12 protein-coding genes are annotated in these 9,299 nt (G+C 74.8%); 9 read left to right on the top strand and 3 right to left on the bottom strand.

The features are described from left to right. Window positions 1–58 precede the first annotated feature (58 nt). Window positions 59–958 carry an HAD family hydrolase gene (locus tag N866_RS13175; RefSeq protein ID WP_342668426.1) on the bottom strand — a complete coding sequence of 300 codons (900 nt, stop codon included), beginning with the start codon at window positions 956–958 and terminating at the stop codon, window positions 59–61. A gap of 101 nt (window positions 959–1,059) precedes the next feature. On the opposite strand from N866_RS13175, the gene N866_RS20995 reads away from it, so the two are divergent. Then, window positions 1,060–1,329: a glutaredoxin family protein gene (locus N866_RS20995; RefSeq protein WP_034227063.1), complete on the top strand. Its 270-nt coding sequence runs from the start codon at window positions 1,060–1,062 to the stop codon at window positions 1,327–1,329. Further along, a complete protein-coding gene (locus tag N866_RS20990) occupies window positions 1,326–1,970 on the top strand; it encodes a redox-sensing transcriptional repressor Rex (RefSeq protein WP_034227061.1) in 645 nt (214 codons plus the stop codon). The genes N866_RS20995 and N866_RS20990 overlap by 4 nt, the downstream gene beginning before the upstream one ends. A 149-nt stretch (window positions 1,971–2,119) precedes the next feature. Here the strand turns inward: N866_RS20990 and N866_RS13160 are convergent, their stop codons facing one another. Continuing rightward, window positions 2,120–2,680 carry a YceI family protein gene (locus N866_RS13160; protein WP_034227059.1) on the bottom strand — a complete coding sequence of 187 codons (561 nt, stop codon included), beginning with the start codon at window positions 2,678–2,680 and terminating at the stop codon, window positions 2,120–2,122. A 149-nt stretch (window positions 2,681–2,829) separates the two neighbouring features. On the opposite strand from N866_RS13160, the gene N866_RS13155 reads away from it, so the two are divergent. The 6 genes from N866_RS13155 (at window position 2,830) to ccsB (ending at window position 8,414) form a co-directional block, all read left to right on the top strand. Continuing rightward, on the top strand, window positions 2,830–3,384 hold the full coding sequence (locus tag N866_RS13155) for a MarR family winged helix-turn-helix transcriptional regulator (protein ID WP_081802634.1): 555 nt from the start codon (window positions 2,830–2,832) through the stop codon (window positions 3,382–3,384). 62 nt (window positions 3,385–3,446) lie between these two features. Next, entirely contained in the window at window positions 3,447–4,109 is a 663-nt protein-coding gene (locus tag N866_RS13150; protein WP_216699447.1) for a histidine phosphatase family protein, read from the top strand. Next, a complete protein-coding gene (locus tag N866_RS13145) occupies window positions 4,106–4,720 on the top strand; it encodes a TlpA family protein disulfide reductase (RefSeq protein WP_425393961.1) in 615 nt (204 codons plus the stop codon). Before N866_RS13150 ends, N866_RS13145 begins: the two co-directional genes overlap by 4 nt. Before the next feature lie 25 nt (window positions 4,721–4,745). Next, window positions 4,746–5,582: a cytochrome c biogenesis CcdA family protein gene (locus N866_RS13140; protein WP_425393962.1), complete on the top strand. Its 837-nt coding sequence runs from the start codon at window positions 4,746–4,748 to the stop codon at window positions 5,580–5,582. A gap of 1 nt (window position 5,583) precedes the next feature. Continuing rightward, a complete protein-coding gene (resB, locus tag N866_RS13135) occupies window positions 5,584–7,365 on the top strand; it encodes a cytochrome c biogenesis protein ResB (RefSeq protein ID WP_425393960.1) in 1,782 nt (593 codons plus the stop codon). After that, window positions 7,362–8,414, top strand: coding sequence for a c-type cytochrome biogenesis protein CcsB (ccsB, locus tag N866_RS13130; RefSeq protein ID WP_034227055.1), 1,053 nt, complete (start codon window positions 7,362–7,364; stop codon window positions 8,412–8,414). Before resB ends, ccsB begins: the two co-directional genes overlap by 4 nt. A 228-nt stretch (window positions 8,415–8,642) precedes the next feature. Here ccsB and N866_RS13125 read toward each other — a convergent pair whose 3' ends face one another. Beyond that, complete coding sequence (locus N866_RS13125; protein WP_081802633.1) at window positions 8,643–8,990, bottom strand: DUF4229 domain-containing protein; 348 nt, start codon at window positions 8,988–8,990, stop codon at window positions 8,643–8,645. Window positions 8,991–9,028: 38 nt separating this feature from the next. Here N866_RS13125 and N866_RS13120 point away from each other — a divergent pair. Further along, window positions 9,029–9,299 (top strand): PLD nuclease N-terminal domain-containing protein (locus tag N866_RS13120; RefSeq protein WP_155855363.1); only part of this gene is annotated, 271 nt, incomplete at its 3' end.

Below are 9,299 nucleotides of genomic sequence, written 5' to 3'. Positions count from 1 at the left end.
TCTCGCCGGCCGCTCTCGGCGGCCGCCGAGGGTTCGGCGCTCCCGGCCGACGGCGGCGTCAGCCCCCGAGGCGCCGCTGCACCGTCCGGAACGCCAGGCGTGCGACCCACAGGAACCCGGCGACGCTCGCCGTCTGCACGCCCCGCCGGGCCGCGGTCCGCCGCCGGCCGCGGAACTCGTGGACGGGCCAGCCGTGCTCGGCCGCGTGGCGGCGCAGCCGGACGTCGGGGTTGATGGCGAACGGGTGGCCCACGGCGGAGAGGATCGGCAGGTCGTTCGTGGAGTCGCCGTAGGCGTAGCAGTCCTCGAGGTCCAGGCCCTCGGTGCGGGCCAGCTCGTCCACCGCGCGTGCCTTCGCGGCGCCGTGCATGAGGTCACCGATGAGGCGCCCGGTGTAGATCCCGTCCTTGTGCTCCGCGACGGTGCCGAGCGCGCCCGTCACCCCGAGGCGGCTGCCGATGAGCCGGCCGATCTCGATGGGGCTCGCCGTGATGATCCAGACCTGGTGCCCCCGGGCGAGGTGGTCGGACAGGAGCGCCTGCGCCCCGGGGAAGATCCGCAGCGACAGCACCTCGTCCCAGACCTCCTCGCCGATCGAGGTGATGTCGGCGACGGACCGCCCGGCCACGACGCTCAGCGCCCGGGAGCGGATGTCCGCGATGTCCTTGAGGTTCTCCCCGAACGCCAGGTAACGGAGGTGCTGGCGGGCGACCTGCGCGATGTCCCTGATCGAGACGAACCCCCGGCGGCGCAGGCCCACGGCGAGGTGGAACGCGCTGGCGCCGCGGATGATCGTGTTGTCGAGGTCGAAGAACGCGGCCACCGGCGGCGCCGGGTCGGGGATGCCCTCCTCCTCCACGGCGGCGCGCGCCGCGGCGCGACCGTGCTCCTCGACGTCCTGCTCGAGCTCGTCGGGACCGTACGGGTGCACCTCGAACTCGTCGGTCGGCTGCGCCACCCCGTCACTGTATCGGCGGGCCCGACCGCCGTGCCCACCCGCCCTCCGCTCACCCACCACCCGCCGCGCCCCGCCGCGCGACGGCGCCCTAGGCTGGGGACGTGAGCTCTCCTGCAGCGGACGGCGCCCCGGCGGGCCGGGTCGTCCTCTACGGACGGGCCGGCTGCCACCTGTGCGACGACGCCCGCGACGTGCTCGCCGCCGTCGTACCCGCGGACCTCGGGTGGACGGAGGTCGACATCGACACCGACCCCGGGCTCCAGGCCCGCTACGGGGAGTACGTCCCCGTGGTGACGGTCGACGACGTGCAGGTGGGCTTCTGGCGTGTGGACCCCGAGCGGGTGCGCCGGGCCCTGGGGAGCCGCCCGTGACGCCGGTGCCCCCGGCCACGGTCGCCCGCCTCCCGATCTACCTGCGGGCGCTGGACGAGCTGGTCGGGCGGGGGACGCCGCGGACGTCGTCCGGGGAGCTCGCCGCGCTCGCGGGGGTCGGCCCCGCCCAGCTGCGCCGGGACCTGTCCTACCTGGGGTCGCACGGCGTGCGGGGCGTGGGGTACGAGGTGGCGCACCTGCGCGCGCAGGTGGCCGCCGCCCTGGGGCTCACCCGCGACCTCGCCGTCGTCATCGTCGGCGTCGGGAACCTGGGTCAGGCGTTCGCGACGTACGTGCAGGACTACGAGGCCGACGGCGGTCAGGGCTTCCGGGTGGCGGCGCTGCTCGATGCGGCACCGGACGTCGTGGGCACGCGGGTCGGGCACCTGGTCGTCGAGCCCGCGGCGTCCCTCGAGGATGTCGTGGCCCGGGAGGGTGCGACGGTCGCGGTGCTCGCGACGCCGGCCGGGGTGGCCCAGGAGGTCGCGGACCGGCTCGTCACGGCGGGCGTGCGCAGCATCCTGACGTTCGCCGCCCGGGTGCTGCGCGTGCCGGACGGCGTGGACGTCCGGTCCGTCGACCTGGCCCGGGAGCTGCAGATCCTCGCGTTCCACCAGCAGACCCGCAGCGCGACGACGTGAAGGGCCGCCCGGGCGGCACGACGACGTGACGCCCCTGCCCGGGCAGCACGACGCCGCCGGACCCGGGGGGAGGTCCGACGGCGTCGGTGTCGGTCGCGGGGCGTCCGACGGCTGCTACCCGGTCGCGGCGAGGCGACGCGGGAGGCGGCTCAGGCCTGGCGGATGGCCGAGACCTCGAGCGAGATCTTCACGGTGTCCGAGACGAGCACGCCACCGGTCTCCAGCGCGGCGTTCCAGGTCAGGCCGAAGTCCTTGCGGGAGATCTCCGTGGCGGCGGAGAACCCGGCGCGCGGGTTGCCGAACGGGTCGGTCGCGGTGCCGTTGAACTCCGTCTTCAGCTCGACGGACTTCGTCACGCCGTGGATCGTGAGGTCACCCGTGACGACGTAGTCGTCGCCGGCCGGGCGGACGGAGGTGGAGGTGAAGGACCACGTCGGGTAGGTCTCGACCTCGAAGAAGTCGGCGCTCTTGAGGTGGCCGTCGCGGTTGGCGTCGCGGGTGTCGATGGTGGCGGGGTCGAGGGTCGCGGCGACCGCGGAGACGGCGAGGTCCTCGCCGACGGTGATGGTGCCGTCGGTGATCGCGACGGTGCCGCGGACCTTGGCGATGCCGGCGTGGCGCACCGTGAAGGCCGCCTCGGAGTGGGAGGCGTCGATCGCCCAGGTGCCGGCGGTCAGGCCGGTGGGCAGAGTGGTGAGGGTCTCGCTCATGGTGGTGTTCCTCTCGGGCGGGCTGGTGCGGCAACCGCCGGCGGCGGTGTCCGAAGTTGAAGCGTCAACTAACTAGTTGATAGTTGTACTACAGTGGTGGGGCGGGCGCAAGCCCCCCTGTTACGGTTCGGCGGCGAAGGAGGTGCGGCATGACGACGACGTCCGACCCGACGGCCCCCGGCCCGGAGGCGCCCGGCACGGATGCGCCCGGGACGGATGCGCCCGGCACGGCGGCCCCCGCGGTCGCGGAGGGCACGCGCTGGCTCACCGCCGAGCAGCAGCGCTGGTGGCGCGCGTACCTCCTCGGCACCGCCGCCCTCCAGGACGCCCTCAACCGCCAGCTCGACGCGGACGCCGACATCTCCCTGAGCGAGTACGAGATCCTCGTCCGGCTGTCCGAGGCGCCGCGCCGCACGGTCCGCATGTCCGAGCTCGCGGCCTCCGTCATGCACTCGCGGAGCCGGCTCACGCACACGGTGTCCCGCATGGAGCGCCGCGGCCTGGTCGAGCGGCGCGCCTGCGAGGACGACGGTCGCGGGATCAACTGCACCCTCACGCCCGCCGGCTTCGACCTGCTCGACCGGACCGCGCCCGGACACGTCGGCGCGGTGCGCACGCACCTCGTCGACCTGCTGTCGGACGAGGACTTCCGGGTCCTGGGCCGCGTCATGGAGCGGATCGCCGAAGGCCCGCGCGAGGACTGAGACCCTCCTCACAGCCGTCCGTGATCGCTCCGGGGATGAGCGATACTGGGGACATGCCCCCGGTGACCACGACCACCGTCCACCTGCTGCGCCACGGCGAGGTGCACAACCCCGGCGGCGTCCTCTACGGCCGGCTCGACGGCTTCCGCCTGTCCGAGCGCGGTCAGGCGATGGCGCGCCGGGTGGCCGACCACCTCGGCGGCTCCGGTCCGGCGGGCGCGCCCCGCCACGACGTCGTGCACGTCGTCGCCTCGCCGCTGCTGCGCGCGCAGGAGACGGCTGCGCCCATCGCCGCCGCGTTCGACGTCGCCGTCGCGACCGACGAGCGCCTCCTCGAGGCCGAGAACCGCTTCGAGGGCCTGACCTTCGGGGTCGGCGACGGCTCCCTGAGGCGGCCGTCCCACTGGCCCCTGCTGTGGAACCCGTTCCGTCCGTCCTGGGGGGAGCCGTACCGGCGGCAGGTCTCGCGCATGCTCGAGGGCATCGCCGCGGCACGCGACGCCGCCCGGGGCCACGAGGCCGTCGTCGTCAGCCACCAGCTGCCCATCTGGGTCACGCGGCAGGCCCTCGAGGGCCGCCGCCTGTGGCACGACCCGCGCCGGCGCGAGTGCACGGTGGCATCGCTGACCTCGCTGCACTGGGAGGACGACCGCTTCGCCGGCGTCACCTACTCCGAGCCGTGCGCGGACCTGCTCCCCGACGCCCCGATCGTCCCGGGGGCGTGACGGTGGGCACCTCCTTCGTGCGCACCCCGGGTCGCACCCGACGCGTGCTCGCCGCCCTCGCCGCCGCGGCGCTCCTGGGCGGCTGCGCGCCGAGCGTGACCGGCGGCTGGACCGAGAGCGGCACGCAGGCCGGGTACGTGACGGGCGACGGCTCCGTGACGACCTGGCCCGTCGGCGACCGCACCGGGCCCCTCGCGCTCACCGGCACGACGTACGACGGCGACACGGTCGACCTCGAGCAGTGGCGCGGCGACGTCGTCGTCCTCAACACCTGGTACGCGGCGTGCCCGCCCTGCCGCGCCGAGGCCGCCGACCTCGTGGCTATCTCCGAGGACTACGCCGACGACGGCGTGCGGCTGCTCGGCATCAACTCCCGCGACGACGCCGGCAACGCCCTGGCCTTCGAGCGCACCTTCGAGGTCCCCTACCCGTCGGTGCACGACTCCGGGGGGACGGCGCTGGCCGCCCTCCAGGGCGTCGTGCCCGTGCAGGCGGTCCCCACGACGGTGGTTTTGGACCGCGAGGGCAACGTGGCCGCGCGGATCCTCGGCCTGGCGGACGCCTCGACCCTGCGCACGCTCATCGACGACACCCTCGCCGAGGGCGCATGACCCAGCGGCGGCCGGCGTGCCGGCCCTGACGGGCGTCGCGGCGAGCGTGGGCGACGTCTTCCAGTCGACGGTCCTCAGCGGCTCGATGCTGCTCGCGGTCCCGTTCGCCTTCGTGGCCGGCCTGGTGTCCTTCGCGTCGCCGTGCGTCCTGCCGCTCGTGCCCGGCTACCTCGGGTACGTGTCCGGGATGGCCGGGGCGCAGGGCGGGCGCGGTGGACGGTCGGGGCGCGGCGGGAGCGCCGGCGGGTCCGGCGGCGGGAGCACCGCGACCCTCGCGAGGGTGAGCCGGGGACGCGTCGTCGGGGGCGTCGCGCTGTTCGTGGCGGGGTTCACGGCCGTCTTCGTGCTCTTCGGGGTGCTCGCTGGGTCGCTCGGCTCGCTGGTCAACGAGTGGAGCGACCCGATCACCCGGGTGCTGGGCGTCGTCGTCGTCCTCATGGGGCTCGTGTTCCTCGGCTGGATGCCCTTCGCGCAGCGCGAGCGGCGCCTGCACCTCGCGCCGACGGCGGGGCTGTGGGGCGCCCCCCTGCTGGGCGTCGTGTTCGGGCTGGGCTGGGCGCCCTGCATCGGCCCGACCCTGGTCGCCGTCTACACGCTCGCCCTCGACGAGGCCTCGGCGGGGCGGGGCGCCGTGCTCTCGGTGGCCTACTGCCTCGGCCTGGGGCTGCCGTTCCTCCTCATCGCCCTCGCGCTGGACCGCTCCGCCCGCGTCCTGCGCGTGCTGCGCGAGCGGCGTCGGCTGATCCAGCAGATCGGCGGCGCCGTCCTCGTCCTCGTGGGCCTCGCGCTGGTCAGCGGCCTGTGGACGGCGTGGACGAACTCCCTGCAGGGGCTCATCGGCGGCTTCGAGACGGTGGTGTGAGGTGAGCACGACGGACCCCCGGCACGACGACGCCACGCACGACGACGCCACGCATGACGACGCCCCGCACGACGCGCCGGACCGCCACTCCGACCAGGACGCCGCCCGGCTCGACCACGGCCCGGCGGACCACATGAGCACCCCGGAGCCGGAGGCGCCGTCCGCCGCGTCGCTGCCCACCCTCGGCGTCGTCGGGACCCTGCGCTGGACGTGGCGCCAGCTCACGAGCATGCGCGTGGCGCTCATGCTCCTGATGCTCCTGGCGATCGTGTCCGTCCCGGGCTCGGTGCTCCCGCAGAAGCCCGTCGACCGGCCCGCCGTGGCCCGGTACATCGTCGAGAACCCCACGCTCGGCCCGCTCCTGGACCGCCTGGGCTTCTTCGACGTCTACGCCTCGGCGTGGTTCTCGGCGGTGTACCTGCTGCTGTTCATCTCGCTCGTCGGCTGCATCCTGCCGCGCACCCGCGTGCACCTGCGGGCCCTGCGGGCGCGGCCGCCCCGCACGCCGCGCCGCTTCGACCGGTTCACCGTGCGCGGCGAGGTGGTCGTGGCCGCGGCCCCGGACGACGTCGTCGCTGCCGCGCGCGCGGCGCTGCGCGGTCCCGTCCGCCTGCTGCCCCGCTTCCGGGTCGACGACGACGTCGAGGCGGGGGGCGCGCGCACCGTCGCCGCCGAGCGCGGGTACGTCCGGGAGAGCGGCAACCTCCTGTTCCACCTCGCGCTCGTGGGGATCCTCGTCTCCGTCGCGACCGGGCAGCTGCTGCACTACCGCGGCCAGGCGCTCGTCGTCGAGGGGCGGGGCTTCGCGAACTCCGTGACGGACTACGACACCTTCGAGGCGGGGACGGCGTTCGACCCGCGGTCCCTCGTGCCGTTCACCCTGACGCTCGACCGGTTCACCTCCGAGTTCACCCCGGACGCCCGTGCCCTGGACTTCCTGGCGGAGGTCACGGTGGCGGAGCCGGGCGAGGAGCCCCGCGAGGCCGACATCCGCGTCAACTCCCCGCTGACGGTCGGCGAGGCCAAGGTCTACCTCCAGGGCAACGGGTACGCGCCGGACGTCACCGTGCGCGACGCCGCCGGGGAGGTGGCGTTCGCCGGGGCCGTGCCGTTCCTGCCGGAGGACCCGGTCTACACGTCCCGGGGGGTCGTGAAGGTGCCGGACGTCTCCACCGGCGAGCAGATCGGTCTGGTCGGCTACCTGCTGCCCACGGCCGAGGTGACGGAGGCGGGCGCGCGGTCGATCTACCCCCAGCCGTTCGAGCCGCTCCTGGTGCTGACGGTCTGGACCGGCGACCTCGGGCTCGACGACGGCGTCCCCCAGAACGTCTACGAGCTCGACGACAGCGAGATGACGAACCTGCTCGACGACGAGGGCCGGCCCGTGACGTTGTTCGTCCGACCGGGTCAGACCGTGGACCTGCCCGACGGCCTCGGCTCGTTCACGTGGGAGGGCCTGCCCCGCTTCGTCGCCCTGGACCTGCGGCACGACCCGGCGCTGACGTGGATCCTCGTGTCCTCGCTCCTCGCGCTCGCGGGCCTGTCCCTCTCGCTGTTCGCCCCCCGGCGGCGCCTCTGGCTCAGGATCGCTCCAGGTGAGGGACGTACAGTGGTGACCGCTGCGGCGCTCGCGCGCAGCGACGACGTCGGGCTCCAGGCCGAGCTCGACCGTCTCCTGGGGGCGGTGGGGGAGCGCTGCGGCCCGGTCCTCGAGCCGGCAGCGCACGACTCGGACGACGACGCCCCGGCACGCGCCGGGGCCGGCGGAAGGCATGACCTGTGACTCTCGGCGAGCTCAGCCACATCATCGTGTGGGGCGCGACCGCGGCGTACGCCGTGGCGCTCCTGGCGTTCTCCTTCGACCTCGCGAGCCTCGCGGACCGCGTCGGTGCGACGCGGCGTGACGGTGCGGTGCCGGTCAGCGCCGGTGCTGCCCGCGCCACGACCGCGAGCGCGGCCGTCGGCACGGTGACGGCGGCGTCGACCCTCACCGACGCGCGCCCGACCGGCCGGCTCGCGGTTCCGGTGGACGGCGGCGGTCCGCGACGGGCTGCCTCGATCGGCATGGCCGTGACCGTGGTCGGTCTGCTCCTGCACGTCGTCGGCGCGGTCACGCGCGGCCTCGCCGCCGGCCGGGTGCCGTGGGCGAACATGTACGAGTTCACGCTCGTCGGCACGCTCGTCACGATCGTCACGTTCCTCGCCCTGTGCCGCACGCGGGACCTGCGGTTCCTCGGATCCTTCGTCCTGGGCCTGACGACCGTCGCCCTCGGCGTCTCGCTCGTCGGCTTCTACACGCCCGCCGCGGGCGTCGAGCCGGCGCTGCAGAGCCCGTGGCTGGTGATTCACGTCTCCATCGCGACGATCTCGACGGGGCTCTTCACCGTCGCCTTCGCCGCGAGCGGGCTGCAGCTGCTCAAGGACTCCCGCGAGGCGCGGCTTAGGACCGCCGACGGCGACGCCGCGGTCGCCGGGCGCGGGCTCGCCGGGTCCGCCTGGCGCTGGCTCGACGTCCTGCCCTCGCTGCGGGACCTCGAGGCGCTGTCCTTCCGGATCAACGCCGTCGGCTTCGTCCTGTGGACCTTCACGCTCATCGCCGGTGCGATCTGGGCCGAGGCGGCCTGGGGCCGCTACTGGGGCTGGGACCCCAAGGAGGTCTGGAGCTTCGTCGTCTGGGTCGTCTACGCCGCCTACCTGCACGCGCGCACGACGCGCGGCTGGTCCGGCCGCCGGGCCGCATGGTTCTCCCTCGTCGGCTACGCCACCGTGATCTTCAACTACACGGCCGTCAACCTCGTCTTCCAGGGCCTGCACTCCTACAGCGGCGTCTGACCGGTCTGCGCCCTCGGCGCCCTCGGCGCCCTCGGCGCCCGCACGCCTGCCGCCTGCGTCCTCGCGCACGCCGCGGGGAGCGCAGACCTGTCGCGAAATGCGCGCTGGGGCACCGAGTTGTCGCGAGGCGCGACGGGGAGCGCGAAGTTGTCGCAGGACGCGAACCTGGCCCGACGCGAACCGGGCCCGATGGTGGCGGGTGAGGGTGGCCCGGCTGCGGGTGGCGGCTCAGAGGGCGCGCGTGCCGTCGGCGTCGGTGGGGGCGTCCGTGGAGGTGTCGGTGGTGGTGGTCGGCCGCTGCTGGCGGCGCAGGCGCTCGGCGACGGCGTCCTCCTCCGCCTCGTCCTGCTCGACGGCCTGCGCGAGGCGCGAGCGGCGCTGGCGGTGGGCGGCGCGCTCCGCCATCCAGGCGCCCGCGGCGTCGCGCTGCCGCGCGAAGATCACGTAGGACAGCCCGAACGCGATCACGGCCGCGACGAGCGGCACGAGCCAGCCCCGCGCTCCCACGAGGAGCAGCAGGCCGAGGGCGGCGCCGAAGAGCGCCAGGCGGAGCAGGGAGTAGGTCACGACCGGCACTCAGCAAGCGTACGGCTGGCCCGGCTTACCCTTGACGCATGGGTCGAGTTCTCGTGTACGTGGTGCCCGTCGCGCTGGCGGTCTACGCCCTCATCGACCTCTGGCGCAGCCGCCCCGAGGAGCGCGCCGGTCTGCATCCCGCCGTGTGGGCGCTGCTGATCGTCCTGGTCCCGGTCGTGGGGCCGGTCGCGTGGATCGTCTCCAGCCTGTACCTCCGGTCCCAGCAGCGGGCCGCCGGCCGCTCCGCCCGCCCGCAGCGACCCGGGACGCCGGGACGCCCCGGTCGCCCGCCGCGCCGCCAGGGCCCCG

The sequence above is a fragment of the Actinotalea ferrariae CF5-4 genome (genome assembly GCF_000603945.1).
GTDB classification, from domain to species: domain Bacteria; phylum Actinomycetota; class Actinomycetes; order Actinomycetales; family Cellulomonadaceae; genus Actinotalea; species Actinotalea ferrariae.
The sequence above is the reverse complement of the archived record's forward strand: the minus strand, read 5'-3'. Positions and strand labels throughout refer to the sequence as shown.